The 25,243-nt window shown below is 69.6% G+C and carries 26 protein-coding genes; 16 read left to right on the forward strand and 10 right to left on the reverse strand.

Features of this window, described 5'->3' with window-relative positions; genetic code table 11:
* The 7 genes from KIP79_RS14420 to mtnB are packed head-to-tail and all read left to right on the forward strand — an operon-like array spanning position 1 to position 6,636.
* Positions 1-1,500 carry an ABC transporter ATP-binding protein gene (locus tag KIP79_RS14420; RefSeq protein WP_214105282.1) on the forward strand — a complete coding sequence of 500 codons (1,500 nt, stop codon included), beginning with the start codon at positions 1-3 and terminating at the stop codon, positions 1,498-1,500.
* The gene (locus tag KIP79_RS14425; protein ID WP_214105283.1) at positions 1,497-2,537 is read left to right on the forward strand and encodes an ABC transporter permease subunit; all 1,041 of its coding nucleotides are present in this window, start codon (positions 1,497-1,499) and stop codon (positions 2,535-2,537) included. The genes KIP79_RS14420 and KIP79_RS14425 overlap by 4 nt, the downstream gene beginning before the upstream one ends.
* On the forward strand, positions 2,534-3,421 hold the full coding sequence (locus KIP79_RS14430; protein ID WP_214105284.1) for an ABC transporter permease: 888 nt from the start codon (positions 2,534-2,536) through the stop codon (positions 3,419-3,421). The genes KIP79_RS14425 and KIP79_RS14430 overlap by 4 nt, the downstream gene beginning before the upstream one ends.
* A complete protein-coding gene (locus KIP79_RS14435) occupies positions 3,418-4,407 on the forward strand; it encodes a translation initiation factor eIF-2B alpha/beta/delta subunit family protein (RefSeq protein ID WP_214105285.1) in 990 nt (329 codons plus the stop codon). Before KIP79_RS14430 ends, KIP79_RS14435 begins: the two co-directional genes overlap by 4 nt.
* Complete coding sequence (locus KIP79_RS14440) at positions 4,404-5,360, forward strand: nucleoside hydrolase (protein ID WP_214105286.1); 957 nt, start codon at positions 4,404-4,406, stop codon at positions 5,358-5,360. Before KIP79_RS14435 ends, KIP79_RS14440 begins: the two co-directional genes overlap by 4 nt.
* Positions 5,357-6,028 (forward strand): acireductone synthase, encoded by a 672-nt coding sequence (gene mtnC / locus KIP79_RS14445; protein ID WP_214105287.1) that lies wholly within the window; start codon positions 5,357-5,359, stop codon positions 6,026-6,028. The genes KIP79_RS14440 and mtnC overlap by 4 nt, the downstream gene beginning before the upstream one ends.
* The gene (mtnB, locus tag KIP79_RS14450; RefSeq protein ID WP_214105288.1) at positions 6,025-6,636 is read left to right on the forward strand and encodes a methylthioribulose 1-phosphate dehydratase; all 612 of its coding nucleotides are present in this window, start codon (positions 6,025-6,027) and stop codon (positions 6,634-6,636) included. Before mtnC ends, mtnB begins: the two co-directional genes overlap by 4 nt.
* On the opposite strand, the gene mtnK is transcribed toward mtnB, so the two are convergent.
* Genes mtnK through KIP79_RS14465 form a run of 3 tightly spaced genes read right to left on the reverse strand, consistent with a single transcriptional unit; the run spans position 6,626 to position 9,866 of the window.
* Positions 6,626-7,807, reverse strand: a complete 1,182-nt coding sequence (gene mtnK, locus KIP79_RS14455) for an S-methyl-5-thioribose kinase (protein ID WP_214105289.1) — start codon at positions 7,805-7,807, stop codon at positions 6,626-6,628. The genes mtnB and mtnK overlap by 11 nt on opposite strands.
* Positions 7,804-8,781, reverse strand: a complete 978-nt coding sequence (locus KIP79_RS14460) for an ABC transporter permease (RefSeq protein WP_214105290.1) — start codon at positions 8,779-8,781, stop codon at positions 7,804-7,806. The genes mtnK and KIP79_RS14460 overlap by 4 nt, the downstream gene beginning before the upstream one ends.
* Positions 8,778-9,866 (reverse strand): substrate-binding domain-containing protein, encoded by a 1,089-nt coding sequence (locus tag KIP79_RS14465; protein WP_214105291.1) that lies wholly within the window; start codon positions 9,864-9,866, stop codon positions 8,778-8,780. The genes KIP79_RS14460 and KIP79_RS14465 overlap by 4 nt, the downstream gene beginning before the upstream one ends.
* An 85-nt stretch (positions 9,867-9,951) precedes the next feature.
* Here KIP79_RS14465 and KIP79_RS14470 point away from each other — a divergent pair, with 85 nt between their 5' ends.
* Positions 9,952-10,533: a 1,2-dihydroxy-3-keto-5-methylthiopentene dioxygenase gene (locus KIP79_RS14470; protein WP_214105292.1), complete on the forward strand. Its 582-nt coding sequence runs from the start codon at positions 9,952-9,954 to the stop codon at positions 10,531-10,533.
* 88 nt (positions 10,534-10,621) lie between these two features.
* On the opposite strand, the gene KIP79_RS14475 is transcribed toward KIP79_RS14470, so the two are convergent.
* Positions 10,622-11,650 (reverse strand): acyl-CoA dehydrogenase family protein, encoded by a 1,029-nt coding sequence (locus KIP79_RS14475; protein ID WP_214105293.1) that lies wholly within the window; start codon positions 11,648-11,650, stop codon positions 10,622-10,624.
* Positions 11,651-12,014: 364 nt separating this feature from the next.
* On the opposite strand from KIP79_RS14475, the gene KIP79_RS14480 reads away from it, so the two are divergent.
* From KIP79_RS14480 to rocD, 5 genes are all read left to right on the forward strand, one after another.
* A complete protein-coding gene (locus KIP79_RS14480; RefSeq protein ID WP_214105294.1) occupies positions 12,015-12,485 on the forward strand; it encodes a hypothetical protein in 471 nt (156 codons plus the stop codon).
* Positions 12,482-12,838, forward strand: coding sequence for a hypothetical protein (locus KIP79_RS14485; protein WP_214105295.1), 357 nt, complete (start codon positions 12,482-12,484; stop codon positions 12,836-12,838). The genes KIP79_RS14480 and KIP79_RS14485 overlap by 4 nt, the downstream gene beginning before the upstream one ends.
* Positions 12,839-12,942: 104 nt before the next feature.
* Positions 12,943-13,392 carry an Lrp/AsnC family transcriptional regulator gene (locus KIP79_RS14490; RefSeq protein ID WP_214105296.1) on the forward strand — a complete coding sequence of 150 codons (450 nt, stop codon included), beginning with the start codon at positions 12,943-12,945 and terminating at the stop codon, positions 13,390-13,392.
* Positions 13,393-13,615: 223 nt separating this feature from the next.
* Positions 13,616-14,389: a dimethylargininase gene (gene ddaH / locus KIP79_RS14495; protein WP_214105319.1), complete on the forward strand. Its 774-nt coding sequence runs from the start codon at positions 13,616-13,618 to the stop codon at positions 14,387-14,389.
* An 11-nt stretch (positions 14,390-14,400) separates the two neighbouring features.
* Positions 14,401-15,579 (forward strand): ornithine--oxo-acid transaminase, encoded by a 1,179-nt coding sequence (gene rocD / locus KIP79_RS14500; RefSeq protein ID WP_214105318.1) that lies wholly within the window; start codon positions 14,401-14,403, stop codon positions 15,577-15,579.
* On the opposite strand, the gene KIP79_RS14505 is transcribed toward rocD, so the two are convergent.
* A complete protein-coding gene (locus KIP79_RS14505; RefSeq protein WP_214105297.1) occupies positions 15,563-17,143 on the reverse strand; it encodes an alkaline phosphatase D family protein in 1,581 nt (526 codons plus the stop codon). The two genes, rocD and KIP79_RS14505, sit on opposite strands and share 17 nt — an antisense overlap.
* Before the next feature lie 258 nt (positions 17,144-17,401).
* Here KIP79_RS14505 and KIP79_RS14510 point away from each other — a divergent pair, with 258 nt between their 5' ends.
* A complete protein-coding gene (locus KIP79_RS14510; RefSeq protein WP_214105298.1) occupies positions 17,402-18,682 on the forward strand; it encodes a Glu/Leu/Phe/Val family dehydrogenase in 1,281 nt (426 codons plus the stop codon).
* On the opposite strand, the gene KIP79_RS14515 is transcribed toward KIP79_RS14510, so the two are convergent.
* Together KIP79_RS14515 and KIP79_RS14520 are read right to left on the reverse strand one after the other, a co-directional pair.
* Positions 18,673-19,575 carry a Gfo/Idh/MocA family protein gene (locus KIP79_RS14515; protein ID WP_214105299.1) on the reverse strand — a complete coding sequence of 301 codons (903 nt, stop codon included), beginning with the start codon at positions 19,573-19,575 and terminating at the stop codon, positions 18,673-18,675. The genes KIP79_RS14510 and KIP79_RS14515 overlap by 10 nt on opposite strands.
* Positions 19,572-20,492 (reverse strand): NAD-dependent epimerase/dehydratase family protein, encoded by a 921-nt coding sequence (locus tag KIP79_RS14520; protein ID WP_214105300.1) that lies wholly within the window; start codon positions 20,490-20,492, stop codon positions 19,572-19,574. The genes KIP79_RS14515 and KIP79_RS14520 overlap by 4 nt, the downstream gene beginning before the upstream one ends.
* A gap of 117 nt (positions 20,493-20,609) precedes the next feature.
* Here KIP79_RS14520 and KIP79_RS14525 point away from each other — a divergent pair, with 117 nt between their 5' ends.
* Both KIP79_RS14525 and KIP79_RS14530 read left to right on the forward strand, forming a co-directional pair.
* Positions 20,610-21,335 carry a TetR/AcrR family transcriptional regulator gene (locus tag KIP79_RS14525; protein ID WP_214105301.1) on the forward strand — a complete coding sequence of 242 codons (726 nt, stop codon included), beginning with the start codon at positions 20,610-20,612 and terminating at the stop codon, positions 21,333-21,335.
* Positions 21,336-21,555: 220 nt separating this feature from the next.
* On the forward strand, positions 21,556-23,049 hold the full coding sequence (locus KIP79_RS14530) for a caspase family protein (protein ID WP_214105302.1): 1,494 nt from the start codon (positions 21,556-21,558) through the stop codon (positions 23,047-23,049).
* Between the two features lie 351 nt (positions 23,050-23,400).
* Here the strand turns inward: KIP79_RS14530 and KIP79_RS14535 are convergent, their stop codons facing one another.
* The 3 genes from KIP79_RS14535 to KIP79_RS14545 form a co-directional block, all read right to left on the reverse strand.
* The gene (locus tag KIP79_RS14535) at positions 23,401-23,997 is read right to left on the reverse strand and encodes a nucleotidyl transferase AbiEii/AbiGii toxin family protein (protein WP_214105303.1); all 597 of its coding nucleotides are present in this window, start codon (positions 23,995-23,997) and stop codon (positions 23,401-23,403) included.
* Positions 23,994-24,905: a type IV toxin-antitoxin system AbiEi family antitoxin domain-containing protein gene (locus KIP79_RS14540; protein WP_214105304.1), complete on the reverse strand. Its 912-nt coding sequence runs from the start codon at positions 24,903-24,905 to the stop codon at positions 23,994-23,996. Before KIP79_RS14540 ends, KIP79_RS14535 begins: the two co-directional genes overlap by 4 nt.
* Before the next feature lie 175 nt (positions 24,906-25,080).
* A partial coding sequence (locus KIP79_RS14545) for an SIP domain-containing protein (RefSeq protein ID WP_214105320.1) occupies positions 25,081-25,243 on the reverse strand: 163 nt, incomplete at its 5' end.

The raw sequence follows: 25,243 nt of genomic DNA on the forward strand, positions 1-25,243 counted from the left end.
GTGACCGAGCCACCGGCCGCGTTCGCCGCCGAACTGGTCGGCGTGAGCAAACGGTTCGGCCCCGTGCTCGCCAACGACGGCATCGACCTGGCGGTCGCCAGGGGCGAGGTGCACGCCGTCGTCGGCGAGAACGGGGCCGGCAAGTCCACCCTCATGTCCATCCTGTACGGCCTGCACCGCCCCGACGCCGGGCACGTGCTGCGCGCGGGCCGGCGCGTCCGCCTCCGCTCCCCCGCCGACGCCATCCGGCACGGCCTCGGCATGGTCCACCAGCGTTTCCGCCTGTTCCCCGGACTGACGGTGGCCGAGAACATCGTGATCGGCGCCGAACCGGTACGCGGCGGCCGCCTCGACCACACCGCCGCCCACCGCGCCGTCACCGCCCTCGCCGACCGGTACGGCCTGCGCGCCGACCCGTCGGCCCTGGTCGGCGACCTCCCGGTCGGGGTGCGCCAGCGCGTGGAGATCCTCCGCGCCCTCTACCGCCAGGCCGAGGTGCTGATCCTGGACGAGCCGACGGCCGTGCTCACCCCCGGCGAGGCCGACCGCCTGTTCGAGGTGCTCCGCACGGTGGCCGCCACCGGGGTCGCCATCCTCCTGGTCACCCACAAGCTGACCGAGGTGCTGGCCGCGAGCGACCAGGTCACCGTGCTTCGCCAGGGCAGGGTCACCGGCCGGTTCACCACGGCCGGCACCGACGCCGGCGAACTCGTCCACGCCATGATCGGCCGCTCCCTCACCCCGCCCGCGCCCCGCCGTGCGCGTCCCCCAGAGGGCGACCCCGCACTGGACGTACGCGATCTCACCGTCCGGGACGCCGACGGCGTGGCCCGGCTGTCCGGCGTGTCGTTCACGGTCCGCCCGGGCGAGATCGTCGGCATCGCCGGCGTGGCGGGCAGCGGCCAGCGCGAACTCATCGACTCGGTCACCGGCCTGCGCGGGGGCACCGACGGCGTGCTCCTGGACGGCACCCCCGTCCGGCCGGGCCGGGACCCCCGCGTCGCCTACATTCCCGAGGACCGCCACGGCCGGGCCACCGCGCCGGACATGTCCCTGGCGGAGAACCTCCTGATGGGCGGGCAGCGCACCCTGGCCACCCGGTTCGGCCTGCCGCGGGCGGCGGTCCGGAGCCGGGGCCGCGAGCTGGTCGAGCGCTTCGCCATCAACACGGCCTCCGTGGATCTCCCGATCGCCGCCCTCTCCGGCGGCAACGCCCAGAAGGCGGTGCTGGCCCGCGAGCTGACCCGCCCGTCCCGGGTGATCGTGGCGGAGGAACCGACCCAGGGCGTGGACGTAGGGGTGCGGGAACGCGTCCACGCCCTGCTCATCGCCGCCCGCGACCAGGGCGCCGCCGTGCTGCTCCAGTCCAGCGAGCTGGCCGAGCTGCGCGAACTGGCCGACCGGATCCTGGTCCTGTTCGAAGGCCGGACGGTCGCCGAGTTCGGCCCCGATGCCGCTGAGGCCGAGCTGGGCCAGGCCATGACCGGGGTGCGCGGATGACCGCCGTGGCGACCCGGACGGTTCGCCGGGTGGTGCTGTCGGCGCCCGTCGTGGCGGTGGGCGGCGCGCTCGCGCTGACCACGCTGGTGATGCTCGTGGTCGGCGTGGACCCGTCGCTGGCCTACCCGGCCTTGGTGCGCGGCGCGATCGCCGACGGCAACCTGGAGTACACGATCGCCGCGTTCGTGCCGACCCTCGGCATGGCGCTGGCCTTCGCCCTCCCGCTCCGGGCGGGCGAGTTCAACCTGGGCGGCGACGGCCAGCTGGCGGCCGGGGGCGTCGCGGCGGCGGCGCTCGCCCTGTCGGCCCCGCTGCCACCGGTGCTGGCGGTGCTGCTGCCGCTGGCCGCCGCCACCCTGGCCGGCGGCCTGGTGGCCGCGCTTGCGGCGCCGCTGAGCACCCGGCTGGGCATCCCGGCCATCGTGAGCACCCTGCTGATCAGCGCCCCGGCCGTCTCGCTGGCCTCCTACCTGGTCCGCTTCCCGCTGGGCGAGCAGGGCACCGGCCTCGCCCAGACGCCGCCGCTCCCGGCGGCCGCCCACCTGCCCGCGCTGACCGAGGGCGGCTACGTGACGCTCGGCCTGCCGCTGATCGTGGCGCTGACCGGCCTCTGGCTGTACGCGGACGGCCGTACCGTGCTCGGCTACGAGCTCCGGGCCACCGGCCGGAACCGCGAGTTCGCCCGGTACGGCGGCGTGCGGGTGAACCGGCTGGCGGCGTTCGCCCTGGCGGGTGGGGGCGGGTTCGCCGGGCTGGTCGGCGGGCTGATCGTGCTGGGCCCGCCGTACCGGTTCGTGGACGGCGCGCTCACCGCGCCCGGATACACGTTCACGGCGGTGGCGGCGGTGCTGCTGGCGGCGGCGCGGCCGTTCGCGGTGCCGGTCGCGGTCGCCCTGCTGACCCTGCTCCAGGTGGGCGGCCAGGGCATGGAACGGGAGGCGGGGGTGCCCAGCCAGCTCACCCAGATCGTGCAGGGGCTGATCATCGTGATCGTGGCCGTGTTCGCCACCGTACGGGCGCGGCGGAGGCGGGCGTGAACATCCTGGAATGGTCGTTCCTGTCCGGCGTGCTCACCGCCACGGCGCCGGTGCTGCTGGCCGCACTCGGCGGGCTGATCTGCCAGGTCGCGGGCGTGTTCAACATCGCCCTGGAGGGCCAGTTGCTCTGGGGCGCGTTCACCGCCGTGGTGGTCAGCGACCTGACCGGCAGCGCCTGGGCCGGGGTCGCGGGCGCGGCCGTGGCCACTTTGCTGTTCGCCGGGCTGCTGTCGGCCGCCGCGGTGAGCCTGCGCGCCGACCCGATCGTGGTCGCGGTGGGGCTCAACCTGCTGGCGCTGGGCCTGACCGCCTTCCTGATGCGGCAGATCTTCGGCAGCGGCGGCACCTACACCTCGCCCGACCTGGCGGGCCTGCCCACCCTGGCCGAGCTCGGGCTCGACGTGCCCGTGCTGGGACCGCAGTCGCCGCTGGTGCCGGTGGCGCTGCTGCTGGTCGTGGCGGCGGCCTGGTGGCTGGGCCGTACCCGCTCCGGCCTGCGGGCGCGTGGCGTGGGCCAGCACGCGGAGGCCGCGGCGGCGGTCGGGCTGCGGGTCGGCGGCTACCGGCACGGGGTGACGCTGGCGGCGGGCGTGCTCTGCGGTCTGGCCGGGGCGCAGCTCGCGCTGGGCAACGTGACGTTGTTCAGTGAGGGCATGAGCGCGGGCCGGGGCTGGATCGCGGTGGTGGCCGTGATGTTGAGTGGCGTTCGCCCGTACCGGCTGCTGCTGGCCTGCCTGCTGTTCGGGATCGCCGAGGCGGTGGGGTTCCGGCTCCAAGGGGCCGGGCTGCCGCAGCAGGCGGCCGACGCCGCGCCGTACGTGATCACGCTGGTCGCGCTGGTCCTGGCCGCCGTGGCCGGACGGCGGCGGAGGGAGAACGCATGAGCACACCGGAACTCGCCGACTCGGTCCGCCTCACCGAAGACGGCGTGGACATCCTGGACCGCCGCGCCTACCCGTTCGTGCGCGCCTGGGTGCACTGCGCCACCAGCGAGCAGGTCGCGGTGGCCATCGAGGAGATGATCACCCAGAGCTCCGGCCCGCTCTTCGCGACCACGGCCGGGATGGTACTGGCCGCCCGCGAGGTACGGCACGAGCCGCCCGCCGTGGCCAGGGAACGGCTCCGCGCACGCGGCGGCCGGTTCATCGCCACCCGCCCGACCAACAACCACATCCGCGACGCCGTACGGGCGATCCTTGACGCCATCGGCGACGGCGACCTGGTCGCCGAGGTGACGGCCGCCGCCGCCGCGCACGACGCCGCCTACCGGGCGCGCAGCGCGGCGCTCGGCGGGCACGCGGCCGAGCTGCTGCCGGACGGGGCGCGGGTGCTCACCCACTGCTGGGCCGACTACTACCTGATCGCGACCGTCCAGGCGGCGGAGCAGGCGGGCAAACGCCTGGAGTTCGTCTGCACCGAGACCCGCCCCTACCTGCAAGGGGCCAGGCTCACCGCCGCCACACTGGTGGAGATGGGCTACCGGCCGACCCTGATCACCGATGGCATGGTGGCCGCGGCGCTGGCCGACGGCCTGGCCGACGTGGCCCTGGTGGCCGCCGACCGGGTGACCCTGGACGGGCACGTCATCAACAAGGTCGGCACGCTGGGCGTCGCCCTGGCCGCCCACCGGTTCGGGGCGCCCTTCTACGCGCTGGTCCAGCGCCCCGACCCGCACGCGCCCACCCCCGCCGACGTGGTCATCGAGCACCGCGACGGCGCGGAGGTGCTGCATGCCCAGGGCCACCGCACCGCCGCCGAGGGCGTCACCGGCCACTACCCGGCCTTCGACACCACCCCGCCCGACCTGGTGACCCGGATCGTCACAGAAAAGGGCGCCTACCGCCCAGAACACGTAAGAGAAGCACTATGACCGAAATCCGGCGGATCATCGTGGACACCGACACCGGTATCGACGACGCCCACACCCTGCTCTACCTGGCCGGCCGCCCGGACGCCGAGATCGTCGCGGTCACCTCCGTGTTCGGCAACTGCGTCGAACCGGACGCGGTCCGCAACATCGGATACGTCACCCGCCTGCTCGGCCTGGACGTGCCGATCGCCCGCGGCGCCGCCGAACCGCTCACCGGAACCGCCCACATCGCCGGGTACGTACACGGCAAGGACGGTCTCGGCGACGTCGGCTACGACCGTCCGCTGCCGCGCGTCACCGGCGAGAGCGCCGCCGAACTCCTGGTCCGGCTGGCCCGCGACCACCCGGGTGAGCTCGACCTGCTGGCCCTGGGGCCGCTCACCAACCTGGCGCTGGCCCTCCGCCTGGACCCCGGCCTGTTCACCCGCTACCGGTCGGTGGTGCTGATGGGCGGTTCAGGCCCGTACGCGCCGCCGGGCACGCTGCTGATGATCGACGCGAACGTCAACAACGACCCGGAGGCCGCCCGCGCGGTGTTCTCGGCCCCTCGCCGGGAGCTGGTCATGGTGGGCGTCAACGTCACCGCGACCACCATCCTGGACGAGGTGGCGATCAACGCCCTGCGCGCCGCCGCCAGCCCCAGGGCCAGGTTCGCGACCGAGATCCTCGACGCCTACCTGGACTTCTACCAGAACGAGTGGGGACGCCGGATCATCCCGCTGCACGACCCGCTGGCCGCCGGGATCCTGCTGGACCCCACGTTCGCGACCGCCTGGACGGACGGCCCGGTGAACGTCAGGACCGACGGCTTCCTGGCCAGGGCGCGGCTGATGCGCACCCACGACGGCCTGCCGCCATCCTTCCCCCATGAGCCCGCGCCGCCCACCCGGGTGATCACCGCAGTGGACGCGCCGCGTTTCGTCGCCGACTTCGTGGAGGTACTGAGCCGATGAGCCCCAGCTGGATCGTGCTGGACATCGAAGGCACGACGAGTTCGACCGAATCCGTGCACGTGGGCCTGTACTCCTATGCCCGGCCCCGGCTCGGGCCGTGGATCGAGGCGCACCGCGAGGACCCCGAGGTGGCCCTGGCCGTAGGGGAGACGGGCGGCGCCACCACGGCGGAGGCCGTGGCGATCCTGCACGCCTGGATGGACGGCGACGTCAAGGCGACCCCGCTGAAGACCCTCCAGGGCCAGATCTGGGCGGCGGGCTTCGCGGACGGCGAACTCACCGCGCACTTCTTCCCGGACGTGCCGCCCGCCCTGCGCGCGTGGCACGCGACGGGCCGCCGCCTGGCGGTCTTCTCCTCCGGGGCGGTCTCCAGCCAGCGGCCCTGGTTCCGGCACACCGATCACGGGGACCTGTCGGTGCTGGTCGAGCGGCACTTCGACACGGTCAACGCGGGCCCCAAGCGGGAACGCGCGTCCTATGACCGGATCGCGGCGGCGCTGGAGGTCCCGCCAGGGGAGGTGCTGTTCCTGTCGGACGTACCGGCCGAACTGGACGCGGCGACGGCGGCGGGCTGGCGCACGATCGGGGTGCGCCGGCCGGGCGAGCCCAGCGAGGCCGCCGACTTCGGCGCGCACGCCGTAGTGGCGAGCTTCGAGGAGATCGCATGACGCCGGAGCAGGTGCTGGCGGCGGGCGGGCGGCTCGCCGTGGAGGCGGCCAGGTTCACCGGGCTCGGCTGGATGCGCGGCACCTCGGGCAACCTGTCCGAGGTGCTCTCCCGCGACCCGCTCCGGCTCGCGGTGACCGCCAGCGGCCTGGACAAGGGCGAGCTGACGCCCGCGGACGTGGCCGTGGTGGACGGCCACGGCGATCCGCTCACGGTGGCCGGGATCGAGCCGCTGGTCCCTTCCGCCGAAGCCGGGCTGCACGCCCGCGTCGCCGCCGTGACCGGCGCGGACGCCGTCGTGCACGTGCACGCGCTGAACGCCGTCGTGGCGGGCCACCACTGGCCGCGGGGCGTACGGCTGCGCGACATCGAGACCCTCAAGGGCATCGGCCGCCTGGCCCACGACGACGAGGTGACCATCCCGGTGATCGCCAACAGCCAGGACATGACCGAGCTGGGCGACCGCTTCGAGGCGGCCTACGACCCCGCCACGCCCGCCGTGATCGTCGCGGATCACGGCCTCTACACCTGGGGGTCCGACCTGCGCCGGGCCCGGCACGTCACCGAGTGCGTGGAGTGGCTGCTGGCCTACCGGATCGCTACCCGCTGACCAGCAGGTCGCCCGCCCGGTCGAACAGGGCCGAGGCCGGGGCGGCGGTGAGCAGGTGGCGGCAGGCCCGCAGCACGCCCCGGATGGCCGCCACCCGCTCCTGTTCGGCCAGCGTCTCGATGTCGGTCACCCGGGAGAAGCCGATCACCCGCCTGGCCGCCTTGGCCGCCGCGAAGGCCGCCGCGTCGGCGCGTACCTTGGCCAGGTAGCCGGTCAGCACGCCCTCGCCGTACACGCGGGGGTCGGCGCGGTCCGGCCAGAGCCCGGTGAACTCGGCCTGGAAGGCGTCCCAGGTCTGTTCGGCCAGGCCGAGCACCCATTCGGCGTGCGCGGGGTCGCCGAGCGCGAAGCCGCGCGCCGCGGCCAGCACGTAGTTGCCCCACAGCGCGCCGAGGTCGAAGCCGACGGGTCCGTAGAAGGCGAACTCGACGTCGAAGGCCCGGGTCGAGGGCGGGCTGCCCGGCCGGACCAGCACCGAACCGGTGTGCAGGTCGCCGTGGATGAGCGCCTCGGCGTGCGTCATGAACGCCAGTTTGGCCAGGCCGATGGCGGTCCGCACGGCCGGGTCGCCGACGTAGGCGGCCACGTCCGCCTTGTTGCCTGGCAGGACGCGGTTGTGCTCGTGCTCGACGTACGGCTCGGTGAAGACCAGGTCCTCGGTGATCTCGCACAGCTCCGGGTTGACCGAGGCGGCCAGCGCGGCCTTGTGGCGTTCCGCGCCGAGGCCGAACAGGGAGGTGCCGAAGCCGACCCTGGCCACGTACCGGCCGAGGTCGGCGGCCACCCCGTCGGTCCGGTACCCCTCGTTGAGCAGGCCGCGCCAGACCCGGTGGTCGGACAGGTCCTCCAGGGCCACCACGTGGCGTTCCCCGTCCACGTCCAGCAGCCGCGGCACCAGGCCGGGGGCGACCCGGCCGTGCGCGGCCAGCACATCGGCCTCGATGCGGTTGCGGTCGGGGGTGATCGGCCAGGTGGGGTCCACCCGGACGTACGGCATGGACTGCTTGAGCACCACGCCAGGCCCGCCGTCCACCTCCACGGCGAACACGATGTTCATGTTGCCGTCGCCGACCTCCCGCACCCGGACCGGATCGGCGAAGGCGGCCAGCGCGGGCCGGGACGCCAGGTAGGCGGGGATGTTCTCGACGGTGAGCAGCTCGTAGGCGGTCAACGGACTCTCCTGGACCCGGGCTTGAGCGTGTAGCTGACGACGAGCGCGCCGGCCAGCAGCGCGCCCTGGACGAAGGTCTGGGTGTAGTAGGGGGCGTTCAGCATGGTCATCCCGTTGATCACCACGCCGATGAAGAGCGCGCCCACCACGGTGCCCACCGTGTTGGGGCGGTTGGCGCCGAGCACCGCGTGCCCGATCAGCGCCGCCGCCACCGACTGGAGCAGGTACGGGTCCCCCGCGCCCACGTCACCCCGGCCGAGCCGGGCGGACAGCATGATCCCGGCGATCGCCGCGCACACCCCCGACACCCCGTACGCGAGCGCGCGGTAGCGGGCCACCCGGATCCCGGCCAGCCGGGCCGCCTCGGCGTTGCCGCCGATCGCGTACAGGGCCACGCCCCAGCGGGTGCGCTCCAGGAACAGGTAGACGGCCACCGCCACCAGTGCGAACACCAGCACCGGAACCGGCACCGAGCCGACCTTGCCGGTGCCCAGCCAGGCGAAGCCCTCGGTGTACCTGCCGGGGGCGGGCGCGCCGTCCACGGTCATGCCGGGGGCCACCGAGCGGCCGGAGGTGATGATCAGGGCCAGTCCCTGGAAGAGGAACATCGTGCCCAGCGTGGCCACCAGGTCGGGGATCCTGGCCACCACGGTGAGCAGCGCGTTCACCCCCGCCACCAGCAGCCCGGTGAGCAGCCCGGCCACGATCGCGGTGCCGCCGGTGAGGTTGAACCTGACCATGGTCAGCGCGGTCACCATGACCACCGCGCCGACACAGGCCCCCGCCGACAGGTCGAACCCGCCGGTGGTCATGGACACGGTGACGCCCAGCGCCACCACTCCGACCACCGCCACCGACTGGAGCACGATCAGGGCGTTGCCGTACGTGGCGAAGGCCGGGCGGAGCACGGCGAAGACGATCAGAAGGGCGGCCGGCACGGCCAGCAGGCCGTACCGGTAGACCGCACCGGTCACGACGCGGCCCAGGGCACCCGTGCGACGTCCGGCGTGGTCAGGGCGGGGATGGCGGCGGTCAGCTGCTCGATGTTGGCGATGCCGCCGTCGCGCAACTGCTTCTGGGTCACCAGGGCGGGCGGCACCTTCAACTCGGGGCCGACCTGCTCACCGGCGACCAGCAGCGCGGCGGCCCGCACCGCGATCCGGCCCACGTTGGACGGGTCGGTGGTGGCGGTGGCCACCCAGGGGCTGCCCGGCTCGGTGATGACGCCGATGTCGGCGGTGGAGATGTCCGCGCCGTAGATCTTGACCTGGTCCTGGAGGCCGAGCTCCTTGACCGCGATCGCCGCGCCCTTGGCGAACTCGTCGTACGGCGCGAAGATCGCCTTCACCCCCGGGTTGGCCTGGAGCGCGGCCTTGGCCTGGTCGGCGACGGCCGAGGCGGTCGAGTTGTTGACCACGCCGATCTGGGCGACCTCCTTGATGCCCGGGTTGTCCTTCTTGAACTGGGTCCACACCTCGTTGCGGCGGTCCAGCGGGGCGAACCCGGCCACGTACACGTAGATGGCGTCGCCGGTGCCGCCGGTGTCGGCCCGCAACGCGCCCAGCGCCAGCTCGGCGATCTGGTGGTCGTCCTGCGAGATCGCCACCGCCTTGGGCGTGCCCGGGTCCACGTCGAAGGCGACCAGCGGGATGTTCGCGTCGGCGGCCTTCTTGATGGCGGGTTGCACGGTGTCGGCGAAGCCGTGGTCCACGATGATGGCGTCGACCTTCTGCTGGACCGCCTGCTCCAGGTTGAGCGCCTGCTTGTCGTTGTTGCCGTCGCCGCTGGAGACCTCCAGCGTGACGTTGAGCCCCTTGGCCTCGGCCTGGGCTCCGGCCAGCCACTGTTCGAAGTAGTCACCGGAGGAGAGCTGCCGTACCAGGGCGATCCGTACGCCCCCGGCGGCGAACCTGGGCGGGACCTCGGCGGTCGGGGAGGCCGCCGCCTGGGTGGCGGGCGCCGATGACACGGGGGCGGTGCCGGTGGTTCCCTGGGAGCAGCCCGCGAGCGCGAGGGCGCCCAGCAGAAGGGAGGCTCCGAGACGTCGTGCGTGGCTCACATTCGGGATGCTGGCACAGCTCAGGCCAATTGTCTACTTTTCATGTAGGGTTTACACATATAGCGGTTTATTAGGGGCAGAGCCAATGACGTACCTCACCGTTTACACCGACGACGCCACACCGGAGACGCTGCTGCGGACCTCGGACAGCGCGGAGATCGCCACCACCCTCAAGGAGATCGGCGTCCGCCTCCGCCACTGGGACACCATCGAGGGCCTCTCCGGGGCCGCCCAGGACGAGATCCTCACCGCCTACCGCGACCAGGTCGCCGCCGTCATCGCCGAAGAGGGCTACACCTTCGTCGACGTCGCCCAACTCCACCCCGACGACACCCCCGACTGGCCGGACCGCGCCGCCGACGCCCGCGCCAAGTTCCTCGCCGAGCACACCCACGACGACGACGAGGTCCGCTTCTTCGTCGCCGGCTCCGGCATCTTCTACCTGCACGTCAACGGCCGCGTCCACGCCGTCCTCTGCGAGCCCGGCGACCTCCTCAGCGTCCCCAAACTCACCACCCACTGGTTCGACATGGGCACCCACCCCGACTTCACCGCCATCCGCTTCTTCCACGACGACGACGGCTGGGTGGGCAACTTCACCGGCGACCCGATCGCCACCCGCATCCCCGACTACGACACCATCGCCGCCGACCGAGGCCAGGAGTAGGACATGTTCCGGGCCCGGGTCCCGGCGCAGGACACGGGGCCGGGGTCAGGAGTACGGGCCCGGCACAGGACACGTTTTGGGCCAGGGTTCAGGAGTACGGACCCGGCGCGGGGTACACGCCGTTCAACGTGTAATCGCCGACCTCGCGCAGCTTGTACGCCAACGGGTCGTGCAACGTGTGCGTCCGGGCGTCCCGCCAGTAGCGGTCGAACCCCGCCGTGGTCGCCCGGGCCCCCATCACCTCGAACACCCGCGAGGTGACCTCCAGCACCGCCCGCTGCGCGACAACCTTCGCAGTGGCGATGGCCACGGCCACCTCGCCCCGCTCCCCCGCCGTCAGCGCCCTCCCCTTGGCGACGGCCCCGTCAAAGGCCAGCCGCGCCCGCTCGGCCAGCGCATCCGCCGCCGCCACCTCCGCGGCCAGCTCGCCGTACGTCTCCAGCGTGTACGGATCCTGGGTAGCGCTCTCGCCCCCGCCCCACGGCCGCGACTTGGTCCGCGTGTACTCGGCGGCAGCGGCCAGCGCCCCCTGCGCGATCCCCGTATACAGATTCACGAAAACCACCTGAAACCCAGGCACCACCAGGCTCTGATCAGGCCGTGCGGCGGCCTCGCTGGCCGGCACCTCGCCAACCACCCACTCAGGCCCCACCCACACGCCGTCAAATGCGATGGTGCCACTGGCCGACCGGCGCACCCCAAAGGCGTTCCAGTCGTCCCCGTGCGTAACCCCGTCCGCGTCCCCCGCCACCACCAGCATGACCTTCGGCCCGTCCGGCAGCGTGCCACTGACCACAATCCTGTCCGCCACCTGCGCCCCGGTAGCGAACGCCTTCCGCCCACTGATCCGATACCCGCCCCCCTCCGGAACGAGCACGAGCCCAGGATCACGCGGATTACTGGCCCCTCCCCAGAACCACCCCTGCTCGACCGCCCCCCGCACCGCCCGCTGACTCAACTCCTGGTTGTCGTAATGCCCCAGCCGCCACAGATGCAGATAGTGATAACCGAGCAACATGCCCACCGAAGCATCCGCCCGCGCAACAACCTGCACGACCTCCAACGCATCCCGCCAGCCCCCCTCCGCCAGCAGCCCGAGCAACCCAGACTCCCGCAACACACCCACCTCAGCGACCGGCGCAGACCCAGCCCGATCCCGATCCCCCACATCAACGCCCAGCACCTCAGCCACACCCTGGGCAACCTTCACATAATCCATCCGCCACCCCTGGGCCAATTACCTACCAGATCTCCATGAATATACCGGGGCGGCGGGGTATGCGCCGGTTGAAGCAAGGCGCCCACAGGGGCCACGAACACCAAGACAGCCGGGGTTGCGGCGAGCGACGTGATGCACCCCGACCTCACCCCTCCCGTAACCCGGCAGTACCTCGACATGCTCGACCAAGATCAACTAGTGCTCGGATACCGCAAATGCTCGTTCAGGCCCCATCAGAACGTGTTCTGACTAGACTCATAGTATGAGCATCAGCCACGCGGACGCGGTCACGTTCTCAGACCTGTCACGAAACCCTCGGGCGGTGGCCGATCGTGCTGCCAGCTTGGGGAAGGTGCGCGTCACTCACCGCGACTCCCCCGACTTCTATCTGATGGCAGCAGATCGTGAAGACCGGCGGGAACAGACCCTGGCCACGGCTTCCCGGTTGTTCCTGGCTTTGATCAAACATGATCCGACCGCTCGTGCGCTGGTCATCGCCATGCCCGAGGTCTTTCCCTGGGCTCGGCACCTCACCTCCGACGAACTGCGCGCCTTCACCCTCGAACTGGTAGAAGCGCTATCCGACGCCGCGGAGCTGGACGTCGATGCCAACATCCAGGAGGTCATCGCGGGCTGGCGGGCCACGGCACGGATAAAGGCAGACCCTTCCCATTACGCCCAGGCCCGCAAGACCACGAAGGGTGACTTCGGACCCGTAGAGGTCTCAGCGTGAGCCCTAAACGAGGAGACAGGGTCACCGTTCCACCTCCCGAAGACCAATGGGACATCCGGTTCGGTACCAGCGACGCGGTCAAAGGCTGGGAGGAACTGTGCCGCCACGCCCTGGCCAACACTCGCCGATGCTTCGAGATCCTTCGCGTCGATCCGCGCTCCCGGGCAGATCACGAGCGGCAACATCGCCTACGCGGCGACCTTGGAACCCATCGCCACAACGGCCAGGACCTGGAGCAATGGGAGTTCGAAGTCACCAGCGGCGGACGCGTCCGCTATGCCATCGATGACGCCAGCCGTACTGTCTGGATCATCTACGCCTCGCCGCGGCACCCGAAAGACACTGATACCTGACGTTCCTCCTCGCGGAGGGATCTGGTCTTGTTGCCCGGACGGCGCTGCCAGCGCGAGCCTCGGCGTACCAGAGGCTGGGGGCGGAGGGGCGGTATACAGGTGGCGTGAAGTTGGACGAGTTGGACCGCGCCATCATCGGGGCCCTGGTGGAGGATGCCCGTTCCACCTATGCGGAGATCGGCGGGCAGGTGGGGTTGTCGGCGCCGGCGGTGAAGCGGCGGGTGGATCGGCTGGTGCAGTCGGGGGCGATCACGGGGTTCACGGCGCGGGTGGAGCCGGCCGCGCTGGGGTGGACCACCGAGGCGTACGTGGAGCTGTTCTGTCAGGGGAAGACGTCGCCGTCGGCGATCGGGCTGGCGGTGGCGCGGCATCCGGAGGTGGTGTCGGCCTGTACGGTCACCGGTGAGGCCGATGCGCTGTTGCACATCCGGGCGACCGATGTGCGGCACGTGGAGGAGGTCATCGAGCGGATCGCGGCGGAGCCGTTCGTGGCGCGGACCAAGAGCGCGATCGTGCTGACCAGGTTGATCGCCAACGAGCCTCGGGTTACATAACAACCCCACCCAAGCCCCCGTGCGTAACAAATCGCCACGGAAGCGGGCAAACACGCAATCGATCGCCATTGGGACGCAATGGGGCAGCATTGGCGCACGTCACCGCTGTTCCTACGCTGAAGGAAGCCGCCTCCACCTTCTTTTATGGAGACATTCCGTGATTCCCGCGAACTTGGCAGTGACTACCCAGAGCCACCGAGTAGCCACCACCCGGCACTATCTCATGTGCCGGCCGGAGTTCTTCGCCGTGACGTATGCGATCAACCCCTGGATGGACCCGGCAGCGGGCGCGAGCGCGGCGACGGCCGTACACCAGTGGGAGGCCCTGAAGCGGGCCTACGAGGAGCTGGGCCACAAGGTCAGTGTGATCGACCCGATCGACGGCCTGCCGGACATGGTGTTCGCCGCCAACGGCGCGCTGGTCGTGGACGGCAAGGTGTACGGGGCGCGGTTCGCCCATTCCGAGCGGGCCGCCGAAGCCCCCGCGTACCTGAACTGGTTCACGGGACAGGGGTACCCGGTCAAGGAACCGGCCTTCACGAACGAGGGCGAAGGCGACTTCCTCACCCTGGACGAAATGATCCTCGCCGGGACGGGTTTCCGCACCGACGTAGCCGCGCACATGGAGGCCCAGGAGTTCCTCGGCCGCCCGGTGATCACCCTCCGCCTGGTGGACCCCCGCTTCTACCACCTGGACACCGCGCTCTTCCCGCTCGGCGACGGCAACATCGCCTACTACCCGGGCGCGTTCTCCGAGGGCAGCCTGAACGTGCTGCGCCGCCTGTTCCCGGACGCGATCCTGGCCGGTGAGGCGGACGCGACGGTGCTCGGCCTGAACGCGGTCAGCGACGGTCTGAACGTGGTCGTCAACGCCGAGGCCACCGGGCTCCAGGACAGCCTGACCCGCGCCGGGTACCAGGTCGTCCCCGTGGACCTGTCCGAGCTGCGCAAGGCCGGCGGCGGCCCGAAGTGCTGCACCCTGGAGATCCGGTCGTGAACACCCGGGACATGGTCGAGCTGAGCGACCGCCGCAGCGCGCACAACTACCACCCGCTCCCGGTCGTCATCGCCCACGCGGAAGGCGCATGGGTGACCGACGTCGAGGGCAAACGCTACCTGGACTGCCTGGCCGGCTACTCCTCGCTCAACTTCGGGCACGGCAACCCCGAGATCCTGGCGGCGGCCCGGGCCCAGCTGGACCGGGTCACGCTGACCAGCCGCGCCTTCTACCACGACCAGTTCGCCGCCTTCGCGGCCGGTCTGGCCGACCTGTGCGGCAAGGACATGATCCTGCCGATGAACACCGGCGCCGAGGCCGTGGAGACCGCGATCAAGGTGGCCCGGAAGTGGGGTCACGAGGTCAAGGGCGTACGGGAACCCAACATCATCGTGATGGAGGACAACTTCCACGGCCGGACCACCACGATCGTGAGCTTCTCCACCGACCCGGACGCCCGCGACGGCTACGGCCCCTACACCCCCGGCTTCAAGATCGTGAAGTACGGCTCCGCCGACGCGATCCGGGACGCCATCGACGAGAACACGGTGGCGGTGCTGCTGGAGCCGATCCAGGGCGAGGCGGGCGTGCTGGTGCCCCCGGACGGCTACCTGACCCAGGTACGCGAGATCTGCACGGCGGCCGACATTCTGTTCATCGCCGACGAGATCCAGTCCGGCCTGGGGCGGACCGGGCAGACCTTCGCCTGCGACCACGAGGGCGTCGTCCCGGACATGTACGTCCTGGGCAAGGCGCTCGGCGGCGGCGTGGTGCCGGTCTCGGCGGTGGCGGCCAACGCCGACGTGCTCGGCGTGATCCGGCCGGGCCAGCACGGCTCCACCTTCGGCGGCAACCCGCTGGCCTGCGCGGTCGGCAACGCGGTGATCAACATCCTGAACCGGGGCGAGTTCCAGACCCGGGCCAGGGAGCTCGGCGAACGGCTGCATGACCGGTTGCGTGCCCTGCCGGGCGTGATCACCGTGCGCGGGCGCGGCCTGTGGGCGGGGGTGGACATCGATCCTTCGCTGGCCACCGGGCGTCAGGTGTGCGAGGCGATGATGCGCCAGGGCGTGCTGGCCAAGGACACCCACGGGTCCACCATCCGGCTGGCCCCGCCGCTGGTGATCTCGGCGGCGGACCTGGACTGGGCGGTGGACCGGCTGGAGCTCGCGCTCAAGGAGTTCGCGTAAGCCGTACCCGGGAGATCTCGGAGAGCCCGGGGGGATCGGCCAGAGTCGGGCTGTACCACCGGGCCTCCGCGGCTCCGTCACCTTCGCTTGCGCCTTCGCTGAAGGTCAGCATGGCCAGGGCGTTGGAGAACCAGGGTCCGTCGGTGATCTTCCAGCGGTAGGGCGGCCTGGGCAGCCTGGCGGTCCGCGCCAGCAGGCCGCCGGCCAGACCGGCCACGCCGAACTGGGCGAGGATGTTGGCCAGCCGCAGCAACCGGCTGAGCGGGTTGCGGATGGGCGAGCAGACCAGCTGGTAGACGGGCGCGCCCTTGATCCTGGCCACGTACGAGTAGTGCACGTCCCCCGAGAGCAGCAGCACGGTCGAGCCGGACCCGGCCAGCAGGCGGCAGAGCCGTTCGAAGGACCGGCGGAAGGCGGCCCAGTGCTCCAGGTCCACCGCCTGCCGGACGCGCTCTGAAAAGCGGGCCACCCGCCTGCCCCAGGCGCCGTCGGCCAGCGCCTCGTTCCACGCCTCCACGTGGTGGATCCCGGCCGGAAGCAGCACCGGCACCGAGGAGCCGACCAGCAGGAACTCATGGTCGCCCGCGACCTGCTCGACCAGCCAGCCCCATTCGGCGCTGTCCAGCATGCTCCGCGCGCCCGGCTCCAGGTGGCGGGCGCAGCGGGTGTCCAGCATGATCAGCCGGGTGGAGCCGTAGTCGCGGGCGTAACTCCAGCGGTTGGACATGGGGTCGGCGTCGGCCCGCTCGGCGAACGCGTCCAGCACCTCGGCGCCGTCCGGGGCGGCCTTGATCTTGGCCAGCACCTCGTCGGCGGCCCGCTCGGCCGGGGTCAGGTTCCCCAGGTGCTGGTAGATCCAGTACGCCCCGAGCCCCGCCACCACCCGCCGCTGCCACCAGGCCACCTGGGCCATCTGCTCGCGCCAGGGCCGGGAGGTGTTCCAGTCGTCCCGCAGGTCGTGGTCATCGAAGATCATCGCGGTGGGCACGGTCGAGAGCAGCCACCGGATCTCCGGGTCGGTCCACGCCTGCCGGTAGAGCTCGGCGTACTCCTCGAAGTCGGCGATCTCGTCCACCGGCTCGGTGCCGTTCCGGCGGTTCCGGATATAGTCCAGCATTTCCACCGAGGGTTCGTCGGCGTAGACCTGGTCGCCGAGCATCAGCAGCAGATCCGGCAGCCCCTCGTCCACGGTGAGCGCGTGCCCGTACGCGCGGAGGGTGTCCACGCCGTGCGACAGGGTGTGCGCGGCGTCGTGCGGCACACTGGTCCGGCACGACCCGAACACCACCTTCTCCAGCCGTTCCACCGGCCGGATCACGCTCGGCTCGATGCCCTCCAACGGCCAGACCTCGGTCCCGTCCAGCGCCACCCGGTACGACACGGGCTTGCTGAGCGGAATGTCCAGGATGGCGTAATGGTGGCCGTGCACCGTAAAGGTGGGCTCGCTGACCCGTTCCTCCCCGGCGACCACGGTGACCGTACACGGCCTGCCCGTCTCGACCCAGATGGTCGCGACCGACGCGTCCACGTACCGGAGCAGGGGACCGATTACCAGGTCTGTCACCCTCCAGTGATACCGCAGCCGGACCGGCCGCCGCGACACACAGCCGACACACCACGACTCACTCCATAACGCCGAATTAACCGACCGGTTCCGCCGAGTCGTCCTATTCCGCAACGCCGTGAGTCCAGGATTGGATCAAACGAAACAGGCGTCGCTCACGGCGGGGTCCGATGGGAACGTTCCGGCAATGACGCCGGTACGCCCGGTTCCTCGTGTTCAGCGACGCGCCGGCCACGACCTGGAGGAGCACGCTCCGACATGACCATCACGGACTTCCCGACAACGACGTCGGGAATTCGGGACCTGACCCCGGGGCGGCAGGCCCTGGACGCCGCCCAGTCCCAGCTAGCCGAGGCGGTCCGCTTCCTCGGCCTCGACGACGGCCTGCACCGCATGCTGGCCACACCCCGCCGCTCGCTCACCGTCTCGGTGCCGGTACGCCGCGAGGACGGGCGCATGGAGGTGGTGCAGGGCTACCGCGTCCAGCACAACCTCACCCGCGGCCCCGCCAAGGGCGGCATCCGCTTCCACCCGCACACCGACCTGGCCGAGGTCACCGCGCTCGCGATGTGGATGACCTGGAAGTGCGCCCTGGTCGGCATCCCGTACGGCGGGGCGAAGGGTGGCGTGGCCGTCGATCCCGGCACGTTCACCTCGCGTGAGCTGGAGCGGCTGACCCGCCGCTACGCCAACGAGATCCAGCCGCTGATCGGCCCCGAGCGGGACATCCCCGCCCCCGACGTCGGCACCGACGAGCAGACCATGGCCTGGATCATGGACACCTACAGCGTGCACTCCGGCTACACCGTGCCGGGCGTGGTCACCGGGAAGCCCACCCTGCTCGGCGGTTCGCACGGCCGGTCCGGGGCGACCTCGCGCGGGGTGCAGATCGTCACGCTGGCCGCGCTCGGGTCGGCGGAAGGCCGTACCGTCGCGGTTCAGGGCTTCGGGAAGGTGGGCGGGCCCGCCGCGCAGTTCCTGGCCGAGGCCGGGTGCCGCGTCGTAGCGGTCTCGGACGCCTCTGGGGCCGTGTACGCGCCCAACCTGGACGTGACCGACCTGCGGGCCTGGGTGGCCGACACCGGCGGGGTCGCCGGCTACCCCCGTGCGGACGCCATCAGCCACGACGAACTGCTCGAACTCGACGTGGATGTGCTGGTCCCCGCCGCCCTGGAGGGCGTGCTCACCGAGGCCAACGCGCACCGCGTGAAGGCCCGGCTGATCGTCGAGGGCGCCAACGGGCCGACCACGCCGGCGGCCGACCGCATCCTGGCCGCGCAGGGCACCACGGTGGTGCCCGACATCCTGGCCAACGCGGGCGGGGTCATCGTGTCCTACCTGGAGTGGGTGCAGAACTCGCAGGCGTACTCGTGGAGCGCCGACGAGGTCGAGCTGAAGTTGCGCGACCTCATGCTGGGCGCGTACCGCGAGGTCACCGGACTGGCCGCCGACAGGGGCCTGACCTTGCGCCAGGCAGCCCACGCGATCGGCGTCGGCCGGGTGGCCGAGGCCCACCGCCTCCGCGGGCTCTACCCCTGATCCCCGTTCGCCGAACGGACGATCTCCTCACACAGGCGGTGCGTCTCCAGCGCGTCACCGGCATCGAGCAGGCGGCCTTCCCGGACCGCCTCCAGGAACTCATAGACGACCTGCTCGATGCCCCGCTGCCGGGACACCGGCGTCCAATCCGGCCGGCGGACCAAGGTCTCGCCGTTCCCGGTGTAGGTGATCGTGTCGCCGAGGTTGACCACGCGGTGTTTCTGCCCGCCGCCCATGGTTTCGCAGGATTCCTCGGCGGCGCCGCTCACCCGGCTCATCAGGCCGAGCGCGGTGAATCCGGCACCGCCGAGTTCCAGGACGATGTGCTCGAGCAGGCCGTCCACGACTCGGGTGGTGATCCGGGTGGTGGTGATCTCGCCTGGGGCGAGGAAGCGCAGGGTGTCGGCGACGTGGATGAAGTCGTCGAAAGTGGCCGCACGCGGGTCCTCGGCCTGGCCGGTGCGGTTCTTCTGAAGCACGATCAGGTTCCTTGGCAGCTTGGCCAGGGCCGCGTAGCCGGGGGCGTACCTTCTGTTGAAGCCGACCATGAGTGAGCGTTCACGCTCGCGGCCCAGCCGGACCAGTTTCTCGACGTCGGCCAGGTGGTAGGCAAGCGGCTTGTCCACGTAGACGGATACTCCGGCCTCCAGCAGCCGGGAGACGATCTCGGAGTGGGCCTCGGTGGCCGCATGGACGAAAGCCGCGTCGATCCCGGACCTGATCAGCTCCCCCAGATCGGTGAACCGGCTCGGCACCCGGTAGGTGTCCCCCAGCCGATGGAGCGTCTCGCTGTTCCTGGTGCAGAACCGCAGGTCCAGCCCGGGGGTGGCGCCGAGCACCGGCAGGTACGCCTTCGCCGCGATATCGCCGAGTCCGACGACTCCGATTCTCATCCCCCGACTTTACTCAAGGTCGCCTTGATCGCCTCGTCCACCGGCGTCGGGGCCAGGCCGAAGGTGGTCTCGAAGGCCGAGGAGTCGAGGAGGAACGGGCGGTCGAACTGGTAGCGGGTCTCCCGCATCTCGCGCATCAAGGGCCATGCCACGCCCATGGTCCTGATCAGCCAGCCGGGGATCTCGGTGATCCGGGGCGCGCGGGCTCCCGCCAGGCGTGCCGTGCGTTCGGCGATCTCCCGGGCGGAAAGGGCGGGGAGGGTGGGGACGTGCCAGGGGCGGCCCCAGGCGCGTTCGTCGGTTCCCGCGATGGCCAGGGCCCTGGCCACGTCGGGGAGGTAGGACCAGGCGTGGGGGATGTCGGGGTCGCTGAGCACGGTGGCCCGCTTGCCCTGGGCGGTGGGGATGATCACGTAGTTGGTCAGGAACGCCTGGTCGGTGGAGCCGGGGCCGTAGTAGTCGGAGGCGCGGAGCTCGGTGACCCTGATCCTGCCCGCCTCGTGGGCGGCCAGTGCCCGGTGCCATATCTCGGCGCGGACGCGACCCTTGACGCCCTTGCTCGCCAGGGGGAGGTCCTCGGTCATCGGACCGGTCACGGGGCCGTAGCCGTACAGGTTGCCGAGGATGATCAGTGCCGCGCCGGTGGCCTCGGCGGTGCGGAGGAAAGAGGCGGCCATCGGGGGCCAGTCGATCGGCCAGCGGTGGTAGAGCGGGTTGACGCAGTTGTAGAGGGCGTCGGCGCCCTTGGCGGCGCGGATCAGCGCGTCGGCGTCCGCGGCGTTGGTGGCGATCAGCTGGGCGCCGGGGGCGCCGGAGCCGGACCGTGAGATCTGGACCACCTCGTGGCCCTGGTCCAGGAGGAGTGTGCCGAGCTGGCGGCCGACCTGGCCGGCGCCGACGATGACGTGCTTGCCCATGGGGTGTTCCTTACCTCGGATCGCCGCTTCGTTACGAGAGCAATGCTCTCTCTTTCGAGCACTATTCGTCAAGAGCGGTGCTCTCTCTTTGTTCTACCGCTCTGCTATGGTCGGATCGTGAGCGCAAGTCGTACCGCACGAGAACGAGTCCGGGCCGAGTTGGTCCGCGAGATCACCGACATCGCCCGCACGCAGCTGGCCACCGAGGGAGCGACGGGGATCTCCCTCCGCGCGGTCGCCCGGGAGATGGGCATGGCCTCCTCGGCCATCCACCGCTACTTCCCGACAAAAGACGACCTGCTCACCGCGTTGATCGTGGACGGTTACAACGCCGCCGGCGCCGCCGTCGAAGCCGCCGACGCCGTCTGCCCCCGCACCGAATACACCACCCGCTGGCTGGCCGTCTGCCACGCCATCCGCGACTGGGCCCTGGCCAACCCCCACGAGTACGCCCTGATCTACGGCTCCCCGGTCCCCGGCTACCGCGCCCCCCAGGACACCATCGCCCCCGCCGCCCGCAGCACCATCGTCTACGGCCGCATCCTCGCCGACGCCCACACCGCCGGCCACCTCAACGCCCCCGACATCTGCCCCCCACCCCCCGACATCCTGGCCACCGACGCCCAAGCCGTCCGCGCCGTCATGCCCGGCGTCTCGGCCGACCTCGTCACCCGCGGCGTCATCGCCTGGACCGCCATCTACGGCATGGTCAGCTTCGAACTCTTCGGCCAGTTCAACAACGTCATCACCCACCGCACCGAATTCTTCGACCACAACATGCGCTCCCTGGCCTACTTCCTCGGCCTGCCACCCCAAACCCCCGAAACTCAACGTTTCCGCTAGCGCCGGCCCCCCGAATTGTGCGGATCAGGCTCGGCCCGGCGGATGACTTTTCTCCAGAGCATTTGGATCAAGCAACGAACCGGCTAAGGCGGGAGTTGCCGCTCGTTCGCGCCGGCCAGTCCCGCTGCGTTAGCCGGACTAATTCGATGAGATGTCGTCGAACTCACCGGTGTATCGCACCGCAGCCAGAACTGGCTGATCAACATGCGGATCGAACGCCATGGTAGCTCGTGAAGGACAAGCGCGAGCTCTGCTGATCGCCGCCGACAGATTCACCGATCCCGGCCTGAATCGGTTACGTGCCCCCGTCCACGATGTGAGCCGCCTCGCTGAGGTCCTGGGCGACGCGGCAGTGGGAGGCTTCGACGTCCACCAGGTGGCGAACCGCCCCGCGTCAGAAGTGGCCGAGGAAATTGAAGGGTTTTTCTCGGCGGGCAAACGTGGCGATCTTCTCTTGCTGTACCTGTCGTGTCACGGGATCAAGGACACCGCGGGACGCCTGTATTTCGCGATGCCCAACACCCGGCTCGACCGACTTGCTGCCACGGGACTGTCGTCCGTGTTCGTCAACGAGCAGATGACGCACAGCAGGTCGGACCAGATAGTGCTGCTCCTGGACTGCTGCTACAGCGGCGCGTTCGCGGATGGTTTCGCCCAGCGCACAGCTCCCCAGATCGACCTGGACCGCTTCCGCGGACGCGGGCGAATCGTGATCTCTTCTTCGTCGGCGCTGGAGTACTCCTACGAGGCCAACACCGGTGTTTTCGCCCAGGTAGGTGCTCCGTCCATCTTCACCAACGCCTTGGTGGAGGGGTTGCGCACCGGAGACGCCGATCTCGACGCCGACGGACTCATCTCGGTCGACGAGCTTTATGACTATGTCTTCGACCGGGTACGGAGGGACACTCCCAACCAGACTCCGGAGAAAGTGGGCAGCGTACGTGGCGATATCGTCATCGCCCGCAGCGCCGGCGGTGGCGGTGAGCCGCTTCCAGCGGAAATAACGACAGGGTTGGCGGAATCCAACCTCGCCTTGCGCGTGGGCGCGGTGTATTCGCTGGGTGAACTGCTCAACTCCAACCGTCCTGGACTTGCCCGGACTGCCCGCGCGCGTCTCCAAACGCTCCTCACCGACGACAGTCGGCGTGTGTCACAAGCCGCGGCCACCATTCTGCGTGTGGCACCTGCCGACCCCGTCCGGGACTCCTCGCCGTCGCCAGGTGGGGAAACAGCGTCCGACGTGGCGCGGACTCAACCCGAGCCGGAGCCTGCGGCTTCTCGCGGCCCCCGGGTCCGGTCTGCAGGCTGGTTCCGATTTTATTCAATCATCCTGTACGTGGTCCCGATTCTTGGGACTGCCTTCGGGTTGATCGTAGCGCTCTGGAAGCGGCGAAAAATCTACTTCCTCCAGCTATTTTACGCGATCATCGCCGATGGAATTCTGGCTTCCCTTAACCTCATCAGTCTTAACCCCAACTCATTTTATGGGATCATGTCGTACCGGGCCGGAAAGACTACCCGTGGATATCAATTCAGCCCCGATGATCATAATTACGAATGGGAAGGCAACCCTTCCGGCTGCGCCAAAATATCCAATATTTCGATCGATATTTATGGTTTCAACCTGGAACCGCAGGTTTATTGGGTGATCGGGGCGGCACTCTGTCTTCCTCGGATCTATCTTCTTGTGGCCGCGCTTCGCCGGAAGGTGTAGGCAGGCGCCTATCCGGGTCAGTGCCGATCACTATCCACGGCCCGACCATGCTGACGTAGCGGGATCCCAGTGGCCTGGGTCGGAGCTGCTGAGCAGCGGTGTAATGAATACATCTGCCGCGGCTTGAGCCTCGGACAGATACCGACAGCCGCGCAGCCCGGTGACGTTCTTCGCCTCTGATTCGTAGCCGCGCTCCCATGAAGGTCCGGGAACGGTGAATTTGCTCGGCAGAGTTAAATCGATTCCGAGGTTGGTCCGCCGCAGAGTCTCGCTTGCGAGAGCAGTTCGCACAGCGGCACCGGCCAGTTGCTCGCGCTGGCTGATCAGGAGAAGGCCCGCGAGATCGCGCCATCAGCTTGATGCGACTCCATTGTGACGCTCGTACATGGCGCAGATTTTGTCCGCAACGTGATTGGCAAGAGGATAAAGTTGCGCATCAGGCCAGTCGTCCGGCCAGGGTATTGCGATGCCGGGAGCCAATTTGACGATCTCGGGAACGCTTGTCGGGTGACGACCGGTAACGAAATCAACGCTTACGGAGCCCATTGGGCGTGCCCCCAACACGACGTTGAACGACTGCTTTGCTCCCCCTATTTGATCTACATGCTCAGTATATTTCCCCGGGGTGAACGTGAAGAAATCCTGCAGGTCGATCTGGGCAGCCAGCAGCAGGGCCCCTCGCGCTTCTTTCGTGCTCTGTGCGTCAGGACGTTGTAGATCTATATCTTGGCTGAGGCGGGCCTCGGCCGGGTATCGCACCAGAAGGGCCTGACCTCCCTTCAGAAGCCACCCATCCGGATCATGATGAAACACCCGCGCAGCCAGACGGCTGAAGTAGAAACTTCGGAGGATCTTGCCGGATTCCAACCCGGACTGCTTCGCGTAGGTGGAGATCTTGCTTTTGATCGCCTGCTCGAAGTCGCGAGGAGTGGCGTACGGCTGAGTCAACTCCGGTCCTCCGGGGGTATATCTCGTTGGCTTTCGGCAGACATCTTCTTCGATGAAGGTTTACTCTTTTCCGTCACCCTTCTGCGTCGCATTCGGAATGACGTTTTCGTTCGCTTGCCTTCCGGTTCCGCCGTTGCTTCGTATGGCTCGCCGGAGGTGCGGACCATACGAGACAGGTCTTCGCGGAGCGCGAAAAGATCACCCCCTCCGACTATCCTTTCTATTGCAGCGCGGATTTCCATCTCGTCAACAAAGAGTGTTGCGCCGCTTTGTTTCAGAAGATAGCTCAGAAACTGCACACCCGACGCCGAACGCGGGAAGCCATAGGCGGAGGAAAAATAAGCGGCCCTGTCGGCCAGGTTTTCTCGATCTACCAGGCCGAACCGGATGGCGTCTGCGATCACTCCGCCGACATGTCCACCATCTGCACGTGCTTCGAGCAGATCTACCACTGTCCGTTCCGCTGTGGTCACCGGGAGCCCATCGACGATCGTTACGTCAGACGCCTCGATCGCGGCGCGATGCAGGCGTACGCCTGGCTCCCTCGTGACCCGACGGGTGGGGACTGAAATCTCCACCTCCGAGGTTGGGATGTCGCCCAGGCGATGGAGTTCGCAAGCGGACCCGTGGGAGACGACTCCTCCATAGGTTTCCGGCTGAAGCCGTTTCCAGGTTGGACGTGTCGGGTCCAGTCGCAGCCAAGCAACCTTGATCTCCAGGTGCTCTGGCGGCGTTGCACCTGCGACAAGATAGACCCCCCGGCCGACGCCTTCCACGAGGTGGACTTCAGCCAGGCGGCGCAGGTCTACGGAGGTGAGCCCTGCGAGCTTCGCCTGGGCTGTCGTGACCAGACCCCACTGATCTGCTGCTTGTACGCTCACCGCCCTGAGTGCCTCATGGCGCTTCATGCAGCAAAGACTACACATCTATGCAGCGATAGTTACATCTAGATGTAGCTTTTGCTGCATCCACCCTTGGTTGATCTTGTCTATTTGCAGCAAAAGTTACAGTAATCCGAGGGGCCAGGTGAGGCGGCGGGAGCTGGTCTCCCCTCTTCCTCGAAGCCACCGGCACGGCACCGGATCAGCCGTGGCTGCGGGGGGCCTTCCAGTAGCCGCAGAACATGATGTTCTCCTTGGGGACGCCGGTGGTGATCCAGTGGCGGCGGAGGGCGGTGGGGAGGGTGGATTCGCCGACGACCCAGCCGTAGAAGGGGGTGGGTGGGGTGGGGAGTTCGAGGGCGGTG

The sequence above is a fragment of the Acrocarpospora catenulata genome, from assembly GCF_018476525.1.
Lineage (GTDB): Bacteria > Actinomycetota > Actinomycetes > Streptosporangiales > Streptosporangiaceae > Acrocarpospora > Acrocarpospora catenulata.

What these genes read in the sequence shown, in the direction of transcription:
- KIP79_RS14425 (WP_214105283.1), top strand. Translation starts at nt 1,497, where the DNA reads ATGACCGCCGTGGCGACCCGGACGGTTCGCCGGGTGGTGCTGTCGGCG.
- KIP79_RS14435 (WP_214105285.1), top strand. Translation starts at nt 3,418, where the DNA reads ATGAGCACACCGGAACTCGCCGACTCGGTCCGCCTCACCGAAGACGGC.
- KIP79_RS14440 (WP_214105286.1), top strand. Translation starts at nt 4,404, where the DNA reads ATGACCGAAATCCGGCGGATCATCGTGGACACCGACACCGGTATCGAC.
- mtnC (WP_214105287.1), top strand. Translation starts at nt 5,357, where the DNA reads ATGAGCCCCAGCTGGATCGTGCTGGACATCGAAGGCACGACGAGTTCG.
- mtnB (WP_214105288.1), top strand. Translation starts at nt 6,025, where the DNA reads ATGACGCCGGAGCAGGTGCTGGCGGCGGGCGGGCGGCTCGCCGTGGAG.
- KIP79_RS14470 (WP_214105292.1), top strand. Translation starts at nt 9,952, where the DNA reads ATGACGTACCTCACCGTTTACACCGACGACGCCACACCGGAGACGCTG.
- KIP79_RS14480 (WP_214105294.1), top strand. Translation starts at nt 12,015, where the DNA reads ATGAGCATCAGCCACGCGGACGCGGTCACGTTCTCAGACCTGTCACGA.
- ddaH (WP_214105319.1), top strand. Translation starts at nt 13,616, where the DNA reads ATGTGCCGGCCGGAGTTCTTCGCCGTGACGTATGCGATCAACCCCTGG.
- rocD (WP_214105318.1), top strand. Translation starts at nt 14,401, where the DNA reads ATGGTCGAGCTGAGCGACCGCCGCAGCGCGCACAACTACCACCCGCTC.
- KIP79_RS14510 (WP_214105298.1), top strand. Translation starts at nt 17,402, where the DNA reads ATGACCATCACGGACTTCCCGACAACGACGTCGGGAATTCGGGACCTG.
- KIP79_RS14515 (WP_214105299.1), bottom strand. Translation starts at nt 19,575, where the DNA reads ATGAGAATCGGAGTCGTCGGACTCGGCGATATCGCGGCGAAGGCGTAC.
- KIP79_RS14520 (WP_214105300.1), bottom strand. Translation starts at nt 20,492, where the DNA reads ATGGGCAAGCACGTCATCGTCGGCGCCGGCCAGGTCGGCCGCCAGCTC.
- KIP79_RS14530 (WP_214105302.1), top strand. Translation starts at nt 21,556, where the DNA reads ATGGTAGCTCGTGAAGGACAAGCGCGAGCTCTGCTGATCGCCGCCGAC.
- KIP79_RS14540 (WP_214105304.1), bottom strand. Translation starts at nt 24,905, where the DNA reads ATGAAGCGCCATGAGGCACTCAGGGCGGTGAGCGTACAAGCAGCAGAT.